10 protein-coding genes are annotated in these 18,937 nt (G+C 49.4%); all 10 read right to left on the bottom strand.

Going from position 1 to position 18,937, the window contains the following annotated elements:
• Nucleotides 1-73 precede the first annotated feature (73 nt).
• The 10 genes from H608_RS0116445 to H608_RS0116400 are packed head-to-tail and all read right to left on the bottom strand — an operon-like array spanning nt 74 to nt 18,933.
• Entirely contained in the window at nt 74-2,362 is a 2,289-nt protein-coding gene (locus H608_RS0116445) for a DUF5703 domain-containing protein (protein WP_028788641.1), read from the bottom strand.
• Complete coding sequence (locus H608_RS0116440) at nt 2,359-5,730, bottom strand: glycosyl hydrolase (RefSeq protein ID WP_038008725.1); 3,372 nt, start codon at nt 5,728-5,730, stop codon at nt 2,359-2,361. The genes H608_RS0116445 and H608_RS0116440 overlap by 4 nt, the downstream gene beginning before the upstream one ends.
• 5 nt (nt 5,731-5,735) lie before the next feature.
• Nucleotides 5,736-6,845 carry a glycoside hydrolase family protein gene (locus H608_RS0116435; RefSeq protein WP_028788639.1) on the bottom strand — a complete coding sequence of 370 codons (1,110 nt, stop codon included), beginning with the start codon at nt 6,843-6,845 and terminating at the stop codon, nt 5,736-5,738.
• Nucleotides 6,846-6,849: 4 nt separating this feature from the next.
• Nucleotides 6,850-10,191 carry a glycoside hydrolase family 2 TIM barrel-domain containing protein gene (locus tag H608_RS22695; RefSeq protein WP_245565770.1) on the bottom strand — a complete coding sequence of 1,114 codons (3,342 nt, stop codon included), beginning with the start codon at nt 10,189-10,191 and terminating at the stop codon, nt 6,850-6,852.
• Between the two features lie 9 nt (nt 10,192-10,200).
• On the bottom strand, nt 10,201-11,511 hold the full coding sequence (locus H608_RS0116425; protein WP_028788638.1) for a bile acid:sodium symporter family protein: 1,311 nt from the start codon (nt 11,509-11,511) through the stop codon (nt 10,201-10,203).
• Between the two features lie 18 nt (nt 11,512-11,529).
• Entirely contained in the window at nt 11,530-12,189 is a 660-nt protein-coding gene (locus H608_RS0116420) for an aspartate/glutamate racemase family protein (RefSeq protein WP_028788637.1), read from the bottom strand.
• Between the two features lie 2 nt (nt 12,190-12,191).
• On the bottom strand, nt 12,192-13,472 hold the full coding sequence (locus tag H608_RS0116415; RefSeq protein ID WP_028788636.1) for a four-carbon acid sugar kinase family protein: 1,281 nt from the start codon (nt 13,470-13,472) through the stop codon (nt 12,192-12,194).
• Complete coding sequence (locus H608_RS0116410; protein WP_028788635.1) at nt 13,469-14,713, bottom strand: ribulose-bisphosphate carboxylase large subunit family protein; 1,245 nt, start codon at nt 14,711-14,713, stop codon at nt 13,469-13,471. Before H608_RS0116410 ends, H608_RS0116415 begins: the two co-directional genes overlap by 4 nt.
• A gap of 3 nt (nt 14,714-14,716) precedes the next feature.
• The gene (locus H608_RS0116405; protein ID WP_028788634.1) at nt 14,717-16,738 is read right to left on the bottom strand and encodes an aceric acid hydrolase; all 2,022 of its coding nucleotides are present in this window, start codon (nt 16,736-16,738) and stop codon (nt 14,717-14,719) included.
• A 23-nt stretch (nt 16,739-16,761) separates the two neighbouring features.
• A complete protein-coding gene (locus H608_RS0116400) occupies nt 16,762-18,933 on the bottom strand; it encodes an alpha-L-rhamnosidase-related protein (RefSeq protein ID WP_028788633.1) in 2,172 nt (723 codons plus the stop codon).
• Between the last annotated feature and the right edge of the window lie 4 nt (nt 18,934-18,937).

The raw sequence follows: 18,937 nt of genomic DNA, 5'->3' as shown, positions 1-18,937 counted from the left end.
ATTTCACGCGAAGATGCATAAGAAGCAAAGCTGCCAAGAACCTTTTGACTTTTGAATTTTTACTTTTTACTTTTTACTTAACCAGCATTTCCACATCCGCTCTCCTTGCCTCCGGCGTTACTTTAAGGTTCATCACTTTCCCATCCTTCAACTCCGCTTCTACAATTGTATTATAAGGCGCGTGTAACTTAAAACGCACATCGAGCTCTTTCGGCCAGGCGGGGAACAACAAGATGCGTTTGCCATCTGTTTGCAATAACATTTCCTGCAAACCAATCCAGGCGCTGCCACCCCAGTTGTGATCGGGAACCCAATCAAATCCCGGACCCCAGAAAGCAGGGAAACGACGACCGCCATCAGCCAGCTTCTGCGAGGTCAGTTGCCAGGCTTCCTTACTCAATCCCAAACGCGCAGCCCAGATATTATCCTGTTTCCAGCCAACATGACTGCGGAATTTGATTACGTTCGTATCGTAACGCCAGGTGTTCAAAGCCGTATCCAGACCGGGTTTGCCTACACCGAATATCCCCCATGGATATACCGGGTACAACTGCGGCGACTCGGTATTATTGATACGCTCCCACAGTTTTGCGGGCGCAATAGTCGTGTGTCCATTGAATGTTGTATAACTCATAGGAGGTATACGTTGGAGAAAAGCCTGCCAGTTTTTGCGCTGTTCTGCCGACAAAGGCAATTCCAATAAGCGCTGCGTTACCACCCGCAGGGCGGCGACTGTAGACGTAGCGTTATAAGCCATCTTATACGTTTCCGCAGCTGATCCGGGGTACAATACCAAATGGCCATTTTCGTCCAATGCTTTTCTTCCGCGTTGCAATGCGAGATACTGGTAATGCTCATCGAAGAAACGAAGACAACTTTCAATGAAGGGTACATAGTTGCTTATGTCCATTCCCGTGTATTGTTGCTGATCCAGCATCATCAGGCAAAATTCCAGCACCGTATCCCATTGGTATTCCAGCCAGGCATTGTATTCTACACCGGGATCAAAATTCGCGGGGCGCTTCTGTCCGTATTCTGCATAGTTGGGCAGACCGAAGTTTTCCATCTGCTCGGTGAAGCTCGCGCCACCATGATTCCAATAAGTCCGGGTACGTATCTCAGCATTTTTCAGGATGCGCATATAAAACTGCAATTGTGCCTGCAGCAAATCGAAGTCGCCATTTTTGAACAGGGGAAAATAAACAAGCCGCTGGTTCTGCATTGTGTGTAATCCCCCACCCCAATTGCGGAAGTCGGGACCGAATGCACGCGCCGTATCGGTAAAAACGGGATCAACCGTAAACAATCCGCCATTGAATTTGGTGGGCCAACTGCTGTTGGCATTGCAGCCCATCATGTAGCGGAACAACTTTGCATTGCGACCGGCAGCATGCGCGGTCGATTGTTCATTGCCCGGATCGATATCGATATAACTGCGTTGCCAAAATTGCTTCCACCAGTTGCGGCTGCGTTTGCTGAGACCTGTGGCCATTGGTTTATACGTATGCTGCAGAGAATCGAGCGACCGTTGCCATTGCGCAATATCCGGTGTTTGCGCCGTATGAAAATAAATAGCGAGTTGATGACTGCGTTGCGCACGCCGGCTTTTCAATTCCCAACCTTTAAAGGCGGTCTGCTGGTACATTCCCGATGTGTGCGTACCCGCTACAAATCCTTTCCCGGTAAAATACCCGCCCGATGCGAGGTAAGCCAGGGGATTATAAAGAGCATCTTTAACAGCATTCAGTCCCTGCTGCGCAACCGTTGAATCAAAGATGGTTCGCGCACCGTTGTGATGATAAAACAATACGCCATTCTCGCGGAAACTGACCGAATCGCGATGAGCAATGGTTTGTTTCGGCCCCGCCCATTTCCAGGAGTTGCCGAAGTTTTCGCGTGTCGACAACAGGCGATCTTCGTGCCGCCAGTTTTCATACACCGCGGTTACATTGACCCGCTTATTCGCATCCACTGAAAAGCGTACCACCGGGTGCAACACATCTGCTTCGATGGTGATTTTTAATTTTAATGAACCACGGCTGGCAGAGACGGTAACGTACCCTTCATCGAGATGCAATTCCTGCAAGAAGAGTTCACCACCAAACGGATCGGGATCAAATTTCATTCGCAAGCGGCCGGATTTAAGCAGGGTATTGTTTTCATCGAAACTGCCGGAGCGGGCAATATAAACGAAGAGTTCGTTTTTTTCCACCCAAACATTCATGCCGATATCGCCGCCGCCGCAAGGCATGGAGCCTGCCGCATTTCCGGACGGGCTATTCCACCGCAGGTTTTGCGCAAACGCCGGAAGCGAAAGCAACAGCGCACAGAACATTGCTATGAAAAAAATGTGTCGGATCATTTTGCATTGGTCAGCACCAGTTTCACTTCGCCCAATAGGCCGGCCGGCAACAGGGGTTTATCTTTCAGGCGGAAAGGTGCTGTGGTGCGGGTAATTCTTTTTTCCTCCGGTAATGCCTGGTCGCCGATCAAACGGTTGGCCCAGGTATTGGTCACCGATATCTCGATCGTATTCTGCCCTCTATGCACTGCCGCCGTCAGATCGAGCCGGTAAGGCCGGGTCCACAAGATACCACATTCCTGTCCGTTGACGCGGACCGATGCGATATTCGCAAGGCTATCAAGTTCGAGCCAGATTTTTTTGCCTGTATCGGCTGCCGTCCAGCTAAACGAATTTTTATAAACAGCCGTGCCGGAGTAAAAACGAATTGCCGGATCCGCATGCTGCGACCAGCTACTCAATGTATCCAATACCACCGGATTTACGGGTCCGCCATTTTTCGGATCGAACTGCACGTTCCAGGAGGCGGACAGTTTTTTTGCAGAGAGCGTACGGAAGTTTATCGCCGGTTTTTCTGTTGTTTTTTGTTTGGTTACAATCACAAACAGCGACTGGTCTTTATCAAGCTTGACAGAGAGTTGCGTACGGCCCCCGGCCAACTTCCAGGCTTTATCCTGGTATACTTTACCCGAAACCGGATCAGCTATGATGACGGCAGTGCCTTTTTCCCGGAGGGAAATGAGATACGTACCCGCCTTTTCAGCCTGATTGCTGATAAAGTAAATGTCTTCCTGTTCAGTGCGGCGGTGTGTCCATGCCAGCTTACGTTGTCCACCAACCACCTGCAGGTCACGCGTCAATCCGTATTGCCCGAAGTCGGAAGAAACATACGGCGCATCTACCAGCTTTCCTTTGTAGCCGCCTTTGTATATTTTCAGCAAAATATTTCTCAGTGTATCCGCATCATCGTGCAGGCTATTCGTCTGATCATACGACCTTCCCATTACAATCGTTGCGCCTTGTTGTAATAGCCCGAGCAATTTACGCGCAACCGGCACCGACATCAGGTTGGAAGCAGGCAGTAGTTGATGATGAGTTGGCAAGACCAGTATAGCATAGCTCATGCCGCCCGGAAATACCACACGCCCATTTTTCACCGTCGCGTTGAGCAATGCATCCGGATTGAAGGAGTCATAGGCATAACCGCCCAACGGATCGATCCATTTCTCGGGATCAGCCATATTCGCCGAATGCGTAACACCATCGGGTATCACACGCGTGGGTTGATTTTTATTAGCCAATCTTTCTTTTTCCTTTTGAACAATGGCTGGTCCATAAATACCGGGCAAGGTATTCACCAACCGATCCGGTAACAGTGAACGCCTGGGCAATTCTTCGCCGGTAAATACTGCAATGTCTGCAACCGGATCACCGAGTTGCAACAAGGCGTGACAACGCGTTAGGTATTCCATCCACGCATATCCCGGCTTGAACCAGGTTTGATCACGCTGGTAATAAAGTCCTACTCCATCCAGTGTCATGCCCGGACGGCGATCCATCCAAGGATTGTGTACGAACACATGAATCACCATTTTATTCATACCCAGGGCAAAATTTCTGTCACCAAGTGCTTTCAGCATACCCGGATGCTCCGACCAGTTCATCCGCAAAGTGGTGAATGCCTCTGCCTGTATAATTTTCTTTCCATAGATATGCGCGGCACTGATGGCATCGAGCATATCGTTGGGTTTGTCGTGTGTGGGACTGTTGAGCCAGAATTCTCCCATCGGGATATCGACCTGGCTGTAATGCAGCAATCCATCACTCATCATAGTAGGCGCTACCGTTTCCGCCGACCAGGTGCATCCTTTTTCACGAACCAATCCTTTGATGGTTCCATAAAAAACATCGTGTAACATTTCCGCTATCGTCTGACGAACATCGTGTAAGAATTTTTCAGAACTGGCCGCATCGCGTAGCGGCAGGCCCGTCATCGCCAGTAACCAGGGTTGTATATCGTAACCACGGCGGTTACGGAACTGCTTTGCAAAATCCTTGCTCCAGTTCTGGCTACCCGCTTCCCAACTGTCCATGTGAAACAGTTTCAGTACTTCGCCAGCAAGTTGCGGGTCGGTTTGTGCAAATGCCTGGCCAAACCAGCTATTGAACTGCAGGGTGATCGCGTCGGGATTGAACTTATCACATTCCAGACCTTTTCCCGCACCGGCTGTCGCATTTTCATGACCGGTAGAGGTATGACCGATGCGAACGATGACCCAGCTATCAAAACCTTCCGGCAATTGCCCACCGGCAAAACTTACTTTTCCTTCTTTATCGAGTGAAGCCGTCAGATCAATTATTTTATCCAACGGGATAGCAGTAGCCGCAGGAACCGTTTGGGATGTGGCAGGCAAACTCAGCCGCCACATGGAACCATTCTTACTTTCGTATTGATTAATCACTGCTTCCCCTGACAACCTGAGTTGCATCAGCTTCAAGGAAGGTTTCCATTTAGCCGCGTCCAGGTCTTCGGCTCCGGGCTCAGTGCCTTCTTTGTCATAAACAAAACGGAAATATTGCGAAGTTGTTTCGGGTAAGGCATGCGTTACATCTTCATCCGTATCCTGCCAGCCATGCCGCGGTGGTGAAAGCCTGGTGAGTGTGGTAAAGTTTTTTCCATCCTTACTTGCCTGCACAATCAAACGATGCGACTGATAATTATTCGATCCCGTTTTGATACGTAAGGAGCGGACTGTTACCGGTTGCGGATAAGCATATTGAATCCAGGTACCATTATCACCGCGGAAACTTTCTTTACTATCCGCTTTTGTCAAAAACGACGCATTGACATTATTACTGGTGGTTACTTCGGGCTGTATGAACTGCAGCTCCCAATCGCGCTGGCGAACCGGATAAGCATAAGTGGCTACCTCTTTATAATAACCTTTTACAGCTTCCGGTTGTGGCAATTGAATAGTGCCTTTGAAATCTGCTTTGACAAATTGTTTACTCCATACCAGTTTCTGCATGGAAAGTTCCGGTGTAATCCAGGGGCCGCCCGCCAATGAAAATCCATCGCTCAGGTGCATGCCGAGCTGCAGGTCGAGGCGTTTGGCTTCCTGCATCGCAAAATGAACAAGCTGCCACCATTCCGGTGATAACTGACGTGCGGTGGGTTGAAAGATCGGGGGCGTTACCGTATCCTTGATGGGCATGAGATAAGCACCGCCGATGCCTGCCGCTTTCATCGCTTCCAGGTCGGCGGTAATGCCTGCACGTGAAAAAGCCCCGTGCATCCAGTACCAGATCACCCAGGGTTTGGCGGAGGCGGGAGGATTACGGAAATGATCAACGGCATTGCGTTGCTGTGCAAACGAAAAGTTCACCAGCAGCAGCACACCAATTATCGTTACAAAAATTTTCTTCATGCTGATTATTTCGCCGCCTCGATTACCGGAAATCGCAGCGGGCTTTTGCCCTTGTCAACTGAGGTAGCCACCGCTATCCCCCGCTGGTCCTTGTTATTAACGGCACAATAAAAATGATATACGACACCCTTATGTTTTACGACAAACGATTTGTGTGCAAAGCGTTCATCATACGGCTCTGATGATTTGATCAGGTCGTCACCTTTCCAGTCTGTCCAGTTCACCAGGTCATAGGAGCAGGCAAACCGGTTGAAGGCATCTTTGCGGCCTTCCCAGAACGCACCGAAATAAAACATGATCCAAAGATCGCCCTTCTTTTGAATAACGGCGTCGCCCGTAATGCCGATCCGATGATGCATCACCGGATCGATGCCATAACGCTTCCAGGTGATCATATCGTTGGACACGGCCATGCCGATGCGCTCGAACCAGCGCCACTTCGGTGTATTGTTACTCGTATCGCCATTGGCATTGTAATACATCACAAAAGGATAGCCGGTGGTTTTGCTTTTATCCCAGATAACGGAACTCTTGAACAGTTTTTTATTTTCCCACCAACGTACATCCGGATCGCTTGCCGTGAGTACCGGTGCCGGTTCGCGCTGCCATTCCTGTGCTTTATCGATCGGTCCGGTCGTGTGTGCTATGCCGATCGCAAGCGGTCCCGCTTCATAACCACGATCCTTTCCACCGAAATAAGACATCCAATACCTGCCATTATATTGCTGCAATTTATAATCACCGCCCCATTTGGTATGCTGCAAAGCGATGTATCCGGCTTTCTGATGCGTATCCCACTGCGTAGTATCAGAGAATGAAAGTACGCGGCCCATCACTTTCCAATCAAGCAGGTCTTTGCTGCGCGACATCCATGTTTCGTAACCACGACCATCAAATACCACGTAGGTCATGTACCACCACTTCCCTTTCCGGTACACATTGGGACAATCAATCTTCCTGTCTTTGTTTTCGGGCACGATCACCAACCCGTACTTATAAGGCGTTTTTACTTCCTGGTATACCTGTTCCATTACGTGGGCCGGCACTTCTTTACCCTGCGCCCAGGCACTCATCGTCAACAACTGACAAAACAGGATCAAACTGATTCTTCGCATAGGTTTACTTAATTCCTTTGACTGCGCGGGCATTTGTTCCCGGCGCTGGTTTGGCTGCGTCCAATGGAAGCAGGTAAAAACGATACTGGTAATTCTGCGCGGGAACACGGTATTGTTCCAATGGCGCTGCTACATCGCTCCAACTGTCGTTGCCACCGACCCCCATTTGCACAAGATCGATATTCAGCGTCACATAACCCGCATCGCGCAACCGGTACGTATGACGGGCCGCGCGGATATTTGCTTCGGTATAAGGCCAGGCACTCATGCTGAGCAGGCTATCTGCTACCACCAATAATCCATTTCCTTTTTTATTATGTAGATACATCCAGCGCACATCCGTGCGGTTCCCATTTTCCTGCGGCACCACGTAAGGTTCCATGAATTCTTCGATCGGCTGATTATACAGGCCGGCATCGAAGCCCCAGCGACGATCGGTATAATTTTCATATAACCCTTTTCCATACCATTGTACCTGATCATAACTGCGATCGATACCGAGCTGCATACCCACGCGTGGAATATCCGGCAGACCGGGCTTCACGTCCAGCGAATAGTCTACTTGCACCACACCGTTTGATTGCACGGTATAATCGATTTTTACTTTCGCGCTATCGTTGATCAGTGTATAATAACTGGTAACGGTGGCTTTCCCCTCATTGATTTTCAGGTATTCGATTTTAGGTGTTTGTTCAAACCATTGACGCAATTTCTTATCTGCTTTCCATCCGCGTTTGTCGTTGTCGGTCAATGCACGGGTGAAATGTGGCATCAGCGGTGCTTTCAACTGTTCCCGGCCTTTCCACTTGTACGAACTTAATGCGCCGTTCTTATCAAACAATAACACAAAATCTTTTCCCTTCACCTGCCAGGACTCTGCAGTGGCTTCGGCCTTCAATGCCTTCTCCGTTGCAACGCCGGGACGGACCAGTGCCGTGAGCGCGAGTTGATCCGAAGCGATTACGTGTCCCTTTGGCGCCCATGCCGTTGCGTCTTTCAATTGAAACTCGAGTGTGGCGAAATATTCTTTCCCGCTTTGCAAACGCGGCAGCCATTGTTGGATACTAAAGACAGTATCGCGTTCTGCCTCGAGGCTTATCGGCGATAAAGTCTTTCTCATCACTTCAACACCGTCTACCTTCACGATCCACACGGGTACGTACACTGCTGCATTGTTCACCGGACCGCGATTGGTCAGTCTTACGGTATATGCTTCATTGTCTGCCCATTCCAGTACGATTGGTTGAAACACGCGCTTGCATTCATACATTGCCGCTTTGGGTCGACCGTCGGCGGCAACAATTCCCTTGATGGTAAAATTGTCGAAATACTTTTCTCCGAAATCACCGCCGTACGCGTAGTAAGGTCTGCCGGCGCTGTCCAGTTTGGTCAATCCCTGGTCTTTGTATTCCCAGATGCAGCCCCCGATCACACGGGGAAGGCTGCGCCATTGATCCCAGAGGTCTTTGATATTACCAGCGCTGTTGCCCATGGCGTGTGCATATTCACAAAAGAAAACCGGACGCTTGTCTCCGTTCGGCTGGTTCACCAGCAACGGCGCGGTATACAAGGCAGGATACATCCTGCTGATCATATCCACATAATATTGATCGAGCGGATTCTGCGTGCGGTGTGAGTGATCATTGGGTTTGAGGTAACGCGGATCGGACGGATCCATATATCCTTTTTCCTTCGGACTTCCCATGGCCGGTTCGTAATGGATCGGGCGTGTAATATCGAAATCCCGGAGCCATGCCGCCATTGCCGCATGGTTGGGACCACGGCCGGCTTCGTTGCCCAGACTCCAGAAGATAATAGAAGGATGATTCTTATCGCGCAAGGCCATGCGATTGCTGCGTTCGAGATAGGCACCTGTCCAGGCCGCATCATTGCTGAGTTTCCCACCGAGACCGTGTGTTTCAAGATTCGCTTCATCGATCACCAAGATGCCATACTCATCGCAAAGGTCCAGCAGATACGGATCGGAAGGATAATGGCTCAGACGAATGCAATTGAAATTAAATTGTTTGATCGTCTGCACATCACGGCGAATGTCTTCGCGTGAAAGCGCTTTGCCTTTTTCGGGATGATGATCGGGGCGGTTTACGCCATATAAATAAGTGAGCTTGCCATTGATCAGCAGCTTACTGTTCTCTTTTGAAAACTCCACAGACCTGAATCCCACTTTGCAACTTTTCGTTTCGAGCAAACGGCCCGTTGAATCTTCCAGTGAAAGCACCAGCCTATACAGGTTTGGTTGCTCGGGGCTCCATTTGAGCGGATTGGAAATTTTACTTTCCAGCAAACCAAATTTCACATTATCTAAGCGGGGATAAATCTCATTGATAATGGACTCCACCGATCTCTCCAAAGGCACACTCAATACCGCTCGTTGTGAAGCATCGTAAAGTTGCGCCTTCAATTTATAACCCGGCACCTGCTCTCCCGTCAGGTTCTCCATGCGCGGACGAATGCTGAGGATGGCATCCGTGTAATTGCTGTCCAATGTGGTCTGGTAAAAAAAATCGGCGATACGCAAAGAAGGTTCCGCCATAAGAAATACTTCACGATGAATACCGCTGAGGCGCCACTGGTCCTGGTCTTCGAGAAAGGATCCGTCACTCCAGCGGATTACCCAAACGGAAATAATGTTCTCTCCCGCTTTTAAATAGGGCGTGATATTAAACTCCGAAGAAAGGAAACTGTCTTCGGCATAGCCCGCAAATTTTCCATTTATCCAAACCTTGTAAGCGGAGCTGACACCACCGAAATGCAGTGTGACGTTCATTTCTTTCCAATTAACCGGTAACGTAAACGAACGCTGGTAACATCCGGTACCATTGTAATCTTTCGGTACATGCGGAGGATTAACGGGCCGGAAAGGATAAACGGCGCTTTTATAAATGGGTTTATCGTAGCCCTGCATTTCCCAACTAGAAGGCACGGGTATTTTTTTCCAGCCCTGCACTTTTGCTTTATAAAAATCAGCCGGTGCATCGGCAGGTTTGAGCGCAAAAGAGAAATCCCAGTCACCGTTTAACGAAAGATAACGTCCGCTCTTTTCACGATCGCCGTTTAACGCATCGGTTATGTTTCCAAATGAGTAAGCTGTGGCACGCGCCGCATCGCGGTTGATGCCGCTGATGGTTGGATCTTCGTAAGGTTCGGTGGCAAATATTTCCGGTTTATTGGGAATAGCCGCCGGCGTTTTATCGACAAGCTGCGCCGTTGCCAGCAGTGTACTGAACAGCGATAAATTCAGCAAGCCATAACGTATGTAGTAGTTCTTCAGCATACAATCGTTGACAGGTTTGATCAAAGTTCCGGTTCCTGCGAAGATATCCATCCCGTAGGGTCATGGAGTTTGCGAGGTTTCTTCTGTTTGTTGCGGTTCATCGTCCACCGGATGACGCCGCCAGTAATTGGCCAGGATAGACCCCGAAATATTCATCCATGGACTGAATACAGCTGCGGGAAGTCCCACCGTGCCCAGCTTCCCCATGCTACCGGCCAATCCGGAAGCCATGCCGCCATTTTGCAATCCCACTTCAAAAGCTACCGTACGGGCAGAATTTTTATCGAGCCGGAACAACCGGCTGAGCCAGTAACCGAAAAAGTAACCGGCGGCGTTGTGAATGACGGAACTGATGAATAAAAGGAAACCTACACGCATCAGGTTTTCGTGACCTGCCGCCGTGGTAACCGTGGTAAAATAAATAATGCCGAACATCGAAAAATAAGGCATCCGGCTGTCGAGTTTCGGATAACGCCGCGCCAGTTGATGATACAAAACGCCTGCAATCACCGCGCCCAGCAGGAAAGCAAAAATTTCGAATGACTGCAATAACTCAGGCGAACTTATATTTTCTCTTAAAAAATTATAAAGTCCCAACGGCAGTACTGCCAGCCACAACACCGCAAACAGCGTGATACCCATGACTACTTTTTTACCATAGGGCGTTGCCGTTTTCAGGTAGTCGTGGAGTAACGCTGCACCAATCGGCACAATCACGATCTTGATGATCTCGATCATCATATCCACGAAGTGTACTTCGATCAATGTACCCGCCAGCAACTTCATCAACAAAGGTGTGAGAAAAGGTGCGGCAATGGTAGCCATGGCGGTAACGATCACGGACAATACCAGGTTGGCGCGCGCGAGATAAACCATCACGTTGGAAGCTAATCCGCTGGAACAGGAACCGATCAGGATAATACCAGCTGCAATCTCCGGCTCAAAGTCAAATATTTTTGTCAGCAGCAATCCCATCAATGGCATAATGGAAAAATGGCAGAGTAATCCGATCACCACGCCTTTACCGGTTTGTGCAAGACCGGTGAAATCCCTTAAACTCATTTGTATACCCATGCCAAACATCACCAGCTGGATGATCACCAATATCAACCACTTGTTGCGCAGGTCCACAGATCCCCAGCGTGTAAAAGCATCGGGAAAACACATACCGGCAACCACTGCTACAATGATCCAGGCGGTATACCGGTACCCTTTTAATGCAGGCACGGCACCCAGTCCAATGGCAAGACTGATGGCAGACAATAAGCCACAAGCTTTCGCCAGAGCAATATTGCCGGTTGCAGCAGCAATAACAAGCGCCAGCACGGCCGCAGGTAAAAGAAATATAAAAAAGCGGTTGATCTGTTTCATACAGCAATCGTTGGCAGATTAAAGAACGGTAGCTAACTGTTGGATGGCAATGGCAGGGCTTGAAAGAATAGCAATCTTTTTTACTGATGGATCTAAGGCTTCCACGACGCGCGCCATCGAAGCCTGTGCCAGTACAATAACATCAACACGTGAGGCAAGGCTCGTCAAAGCATCTGCCACTTTTTTATCGTGTGTGGCCGAATCGCCGCCCATCAATGCTTCGAAAGCGCCTTCGCAAAGCACGGACTCCAGTTCGATCGTTTTGCCTGCAGCTATGGCTCTCCTGCGAACGAGATCACTTGTCGGTTGCAACGTAGTTGGCAAGGTGGCAACAACACCGATACGTGTTCCTTCACGCACGGCTCTGTCTGCCATGGGCTGATCTACACGCCATACGGGTACGCCCGTCAGCAAGGCGGCCTGCTCCACGGCGGCACCGATGGAAGAACAGGTAACGAGAATATGATCCGCACCTGCAGCTTCTGCGGCGCCTACATGATTCACCACACGACGGGCAACGCCGGGTGTTAATTCACCATTGGCGATCACTTGTTTGATCAGGCTGTCATCCACAATATTGAACACATTCACATTGGGCAAATGGGCGGTGCAGAGTTCCAGGAATACGGGCACCAATGTGGCTGATGTATGGATCAGTCCCAGTGTTTTCTTTTGCATGTTTATAATTTTCCTTTTTCTAAAATGATAAAATAGTTTTCATCACCGACCTGTCCGCCTTTGAAGTTCACTTCTTTTCCATCCAATGGCGAGCCGGGTGCGGTGGCGCGGCAAAGCGGCGCTCCCATCACCAGCGGTGCAATCATTTCTACCGCGTGGATACCCATGGCACGGGCAGCATAACTGCTTGTGTCACCACCCGCAACAACTATCCGCTTAACAGCAGTTTTTGCGACCAGCTCGCGTCCTGTGTGACCGAGCGAAGTACCTGTTTGTTCCGCCGGTATTAATTCTGCATTCGTTCTTTCATGACCACCGGTGTGAATGATGACACTTTGCCCGTTGTTCAGTGTGCGACAGGCAGCATCGGTATTTTCATTTACATGAAAAAGAGCGAAGCCTGCTTTTTCAGCACGATTGATTTGCGCAGCCGTAACAGGGGAACAACTACCCGCCAGTACCAGCAACGGCGATGCGGGTCCGGGATCGTTCCACTGCGGTGATGCCGGTAACGCACCCGTCTCGCGCCAGTATTGGCCCAATGCCATTTCAATACCGGAAGATCCAACGGAAAAAAGTTGTTCGTCATTCGCCAATTCATCCAGCAATGCTCCTACGCCGGACAATTGTGAAGTGTAAAGCGCATCTATTAATACAACCCCGGATTGTTGTTGGAGATAACTTTTCTTTTCGCTGAGCGATTGTTCCAATTGTAAAATCGACAGTAGACGAATAGACAGTTTTGTTTGTTTGGCCAGATGCAAATGCAGATCGCTTTCATCCGCGGGCGTTACAGGATGTTTGCTCATCGAAGGATGACGATCGAGGCGGTATATTTCACCTGCACTGCCAATGCCCATGCGCGCAAAAAGATTTCCGAAAACACAATAACGTCCCAGCGCGGGTGCTGCCACCAGTAAAGGAATAGATGGCTGATGAAATATTTTCGATGCCGTATCGATAGCGCGTCCTATGCTGCCGATGGTAGGCGACGAATCGAAAGTAGAACAAACTTTATAATGAATATGCCGCGCACCGGTTGCTTTCATTTGCATGAATGCCGGATGCAGCGTGGCTTCCATCGCTTCGGGTGACATGCTTCGTGTGAGGCCGGCAACACCATATGCCTGCAGATCCGGATAACTTTTTAATTGCTCCGGAGTTGGTGGATCGAGGAACAGGCGTGTTTTCAAACCCGCGCGGCACAGGAATTCCAGCGCATCCGTGGATCCGGTGAAGTCGTCGCCATAAAAGGCCAGTCTTAATGCGGGTACGTTACTCAAGCTTTACCAAATTTTTCAACCGATGAAGCAAATTCCTTGTATTGCGCGGCGGCTTCTTCCACCGACAAACCATCTACTGCCGCCTGCCAGGCCTGGTGCAAGGCGACAACGCCCGCCGCGGGTCCCATCGGATGGGCGAGAATACCACCGCCAGCCATGTATAACAAATCCGTTGTTTTTGTTCTGCGATAGGTTTCGGGAGCTTGTCCACCCCATTGCCCTGAAGACACCACCGGCATCACCAGTTTTTGATTACCTAATGGTGTCAGACAAGACGCGATCGAGCGTACAACCGAATCATCCGTTTCCCAGAATTTATTCTGAATACCATTTACGTGCAGTTGATCCACACCGGCTAACCGCCATATTTTCTGGTAAGCGGGAAATTCAATGCCCAGCAATGGGTGGCGGTTCAACATACCCCAGCCATTCCGGTGACCGTGAATGGCAAGCTGGCCCTGGTCCGTTATTTTCTTCACCCCGGAAACGCCCACGCTGTTGATGCTTAACATGGCGCAGGTACCTCCGCTCTTGATTATTTTTTCATAGCGATACAACATCTCGTCTATTTCCCCGGAAATGTTGAAGGCATACATGATCTTCTTACCTGTTTTGTCTGCGTGACGATTGATCACTTGCATGATCGTATCCACCCGTTCGTCGAAACGTGAATTGGCGGTAGCAGACATCAGTTCATCGTCTTTTACAAAATCGATTCCGGCGGCGGCCAGTTTCTCAACAATAGCGGCGGTATCGGCAGGCGTCAGGCCCACACTGGGTTTAATGATGGTGCCGATCAACGGACGTCCATACACATTGGTGAGTTCGCGGCAACCCGGAATACCGAAGGCCGGTCCTTTATAATGTGTTGTATAGGATTCAGGCAGGTCAATGTCCATCAATTTAAGACCGGTGAACTGTTTGATCTCATAGAGGTTGCCCTGCAATGTAGAAATCATTACGGGCAGGTTGTATCCGAAATTTTCTAAACTCCACGACACGCGCAGTTCTGCCCGATGATACTGCGAAGAGCCTGTATCAAGTCCGGGAATGGCGGGTACGTTAACGGTCTCTATGTACTTCACATGTTCGACACGCGCGGCAAACCGTTGTTTGAGGTCTTCCGTTTCGCCGGGTACGGCAACGAATGTTCCGGAAGATTGTTCTCCCGCGAGCACCGCCGCTGCCTTTTCAGGATCGAGCGGCGTTTCCACATAATAGGTAGCAGTAATTCTTTCCATTGATCAGGGATTTGTCCTTACCACCGGCAACCACACCCGCATGTCCGTCTGGCCTCTGTTGGCCCAGGCGTAATAAGGGATCAGTTGAACGGTAACCGGTTTGGTGGATGTATTCAGTGTCCGGTACAGTTTATTGTTCCAGTTGTTATTAGTTAATTGAAATACCTGCCCTTCCAATGCATTCAAGCGTCCGCCAGAAATCTGTTTGTTCACCGGTTTGAAACGGCCGTTGGAAGGAATGATGATATCGTTCACCGCAATGCCCGCAGGCAGATCGGCAGATTCGAGGCAATACACAACAGGGCCGCGTTTTACGGCTACCTGGTTATTGGTTTCTTCTACCAATGGATTTGATTCAATCAACGTTGCCGGCATGTCCATGACCAATTCGATTCGATCTCCTTTTTTCCAGGTCTGCGCCAGTTTCTGGTATTGTCCGCCTTTGATATTAGCCGCAACAAGTTTCCCATTGATTTTAATCGTTGCTTTATTACACCAGCCCGGAATGCGCAGGTATACCGGCACGGCTGTCGTCGGCGCTTCATTGATCACAATAGTCACGGCACCATTCCACGGATAGTCGGTTTGCTGTTCCAGTGCGAAACGCGCACCATTGTGGAGTTCCGTTGACAATTTACTTCCACCATATAAATGAATATAAAGCCCGTCTTCGCTGATGCCGTAGAGATAATTGTTTACTTCCGCCACGGTACGCACGGTATTGGGCGGACAGCAATTCGATAATTTGATATAACGCTGACGGCCTCCTTCCCAACGCAGATGATACGGATAGTTGGCCGATGCCGAAAGCGGATTGGTATAAAAAAACTTCGCGCCGTCCATGCTTACACCACTCAGCACACTGTTGTACAAGGTCAATTCAACGATGTCGGCATATTTTGCCTCTCCGGTTAACTGCAACATGCGCCAGTTCCACAATACATTGCCAATATTGGCGCAGGTTTCGTTGTGCGCGCTATGATTGGGTAATTGAAAATCGCGGCCATAGGCCTGATGCACTTTCTGAACAGTATCGGGTTTGTAAGAGGTGCCATCCACCGATACTCCATCATACAACGCGCCGCAGCCGCCCGTGACATACATTTTTGTATTGATCACATTATCCCATAGACGGTCCAGCGTGTTTAATAGTGAAGTGTCGCCGGTTTCGGCATACACATCGGCCACGCCTGCAAAAAGGTAATTCGCTCTCACGGCGTGCCCGACTACCCTTTTCATATCGCGGAAAGGTGCGCGGTCGGAGTTGTCGTCTGTTCCTTCCGTCTTGCCGCGGATATCAATGAGTTTGCGGGCCAGTTGCAGATACCGTTGATCACCGAGTGTACGGTACATTTCAATGATGCCCATATAATGTGAAGGACAGATCGCGTTGCGCGCCTGTTCGGGAGACGCCGAATCATAAAAACCAATCAGGAAATCCGTTGCCTTCCGCGCAATATCCAATAATGTTTTTTTACCCGTTACCCTGTAGTGCACACAGGCCGCGGTCATCAGATGTCCGAAGTTATAAGCTTCAAAGCTGAGTTTGTCATCGAACATTTTCGCCGCTCCTGTTTTGCGTTGCTCTATGATAGATTTAGTATAAATATATCCATCCGGCTTTTGCGCCTTACCGATTACGGTAATAGCATCGTCCATCCATCGATCCAGTTTCTGGTCTTTGGTGAGCGCATACATGCTCGCAACAGCTTCGAGGGTTTTATAAAAATCACCGTCATGAAAGGACGGGCCTTTAAAACGGCCGGTATCCAACCCTGCAGCTATTTCGAAGTTTTTAAACGAATGACTCAATGAAGCATCTTTGTAAGTTTTCCATAACAACGGCACCATCGAATCGCGGCAAACGGCGAAACGTTCCGCCCAAAACCCTTTGGTCCATTGCACTTCATTCACGCCAACACCGGTGAGCTTTGCATAACGGCTGGCCTGTGTATTCACCAGGCTGTTCTGCGCCATTGTCGTAACCGGCAACGCCAGCATCATTCCCACGATCAGCTTTTTCATTGCATTATTTTTTATAACGATTCTTACAAAGCCTGGTAACGGATGTCATATTGTACACCGGGCAGGATTTTGACCTCATACGTATCGGGAGCCGTTTGTGTCAGCTCGATGTTTTTACCGGAAGGCTTGTTTTTGCTTTTCAGTTTCAATACACCCTCACCGGCAGGTGATTTCATTTTTACTTGTTTTGTATTGCAGTACAATTCGATATCGCCCTGTGGCGTAGGTACTTTCCCTTCCATCCATTGCAGCCCGCCGAGCACGGGAGCCACTTCATAGGTTGCATAACCCGCCGTCAGCGGCTTTACGCCGAGATAATATTTCCCTAACAAATAAATCGGGCTGGCGCCCCAGGCATGACACAAACTTTTGCCGAAGGGGCGACCATACATCGCATAGTGTTCGCCTTCCTTTTTGGAAGGATCATATTCTTCCCAAAAAGAAGTAGCACCTAGCCGCAGCATGCCGCCCCAGTAGCTTTTCATTTCTTTTCTGACGAAATCCTGTTCACCCATGGCGCACAAAGCTTCCAGCTCGTAGAAGCGCATATACGGTGTAGTGATCTTTTGTACATTGGGATTGAGCAACACCGAATTTTTCACCGCTTGTTTTTGTGCGGCATTGAAATAATCAAAGAAAATGGAGAACATGTTGGCGTAACGCGTAACGTTATCGGTTTGCTTTCCATCCACCAGGCTGTGTACGAGTGCCTGTTTGGAAGGATTCCAGTAAGTGGCAAAGAATTGCTGACGAAGCGAAGCGGCCTGCTGGTTGTAATCCGCCCCGGCTGTTTTATCGCCCGCAATCCCCGCACAGATCGCCATGGTTTCGAGACTGCGGCATAACAACAGTTGCTCAAAACTGACGGCGCCTTTTTTACTCAAACCAGTTGCCCAGTCGATGAAAACCCAATCACCGGCGAGTCCCGACATCCAACCGTTTTGATCGCGACGGCCGAGGCAGTAATCCATCAGGCTTTTCATGCGCGGATAAAATTGTTTGATGAACGTCTGATCACCGGTGTACAGGTAATAGTCATAGATACCGAGGAACCAATAAAACGTGTAATCCATGATCGTGTTGATGTGCGAGGTAACGGGATCTTTACCACGCAGCGCCATCATCGTTCGCTCAACAGTCGGCTGATCGAAATAGGAATAATAATTCATCAGGTAGCTCTGGTAGGCGTCGCCGCTCCAAACCCAGCGGTCGCGTTTAATACCATCTATGAAAAACTCCCTGGTGTTGAGTTCGAAAGTGTAGCGGGCTACGTCATAAATGCGGTTGATCTCTTCATCATTGCAACGAAAATTTCCACGCTCTTTCACATCGGCGTATTCGTATAATAAGGAAACGGAATCAAGTGTAAGGCCGGGATCACCCTGGATAAACACATACCGGAACGCCTTTGACAAGGTAGGTATCGTATCGATGGATTGCGGCGCATCGAAATGAAAACGATCGAGCGTTTCGCAATGCGTGGTGGACAATGCCTCTTCGCGGGACTCCCCATAATAGAGTGAAAGATTGCCTTTCCCTTTCACGCCGTGCAACCGTACAAAACCAAAAGTCTCGCGACCGAAGTCGATCACCTGCCCGCCGGCAACCTTCTCCACCGACTTAGCAGAGAGTGGCCGCACCGGCAAACGGAATTGCGAAGGACGTTGAGCCGGTGTATTGAAATTCCAGCTACCGGCCTGCAGCCAATTGGTAGCAGAAATGTCAGATGTCTTACCCGTTTCGTCGATCCATTCTTTGTCTTCAAACGTTACGAGCCAGGAAGCATCGGAAACAATCGTTCTTCCTTTGATAAAAACAGCCGGCACTTCGGCCTGGTTAAAAACTTTGATATTTATCTTGTGTTTACCCGCGGGCAGCGTGATTTTCGAAGGACTTCCTTCAAAGGGTTTGCCATCCAGCTTTACATTGTACTGACCTTCCGCAAAAATCTCCACCTCTTCCGGCGCCGCCACTTCTACCACTTTATGAAAATCCATCAACACGTAATGGTTATCAATTTTCCAGAAAACAGGAAAAAAAGTGCCGCGTTCGGTACGGCGATTCTGCACTTTGTTGGAAAGTACGATCTCGAAATCGCCGGGATACCAGATCCACGTGGCCTGTTGCGCTTCTGCAAAAACCACAAACAGCAATGCTGCAATAGTAAATAATGCGCGACGGCGATATTTCTTCATCAAT

The organism is Terrimonas ferruginea DSM 30193, from assembly GCF_000425585.1.
In the GTDB taxonomy this organism is placed as follows: Bacteria; Bacteroidota; Bacteroidia; order Chitinophagales; family Chitinophagaceae; genus Terrimonas; species Terrimonas ferruginea.
This window is presented reverse-complemented; position numbering and strand designations above follow the sequence as displayed.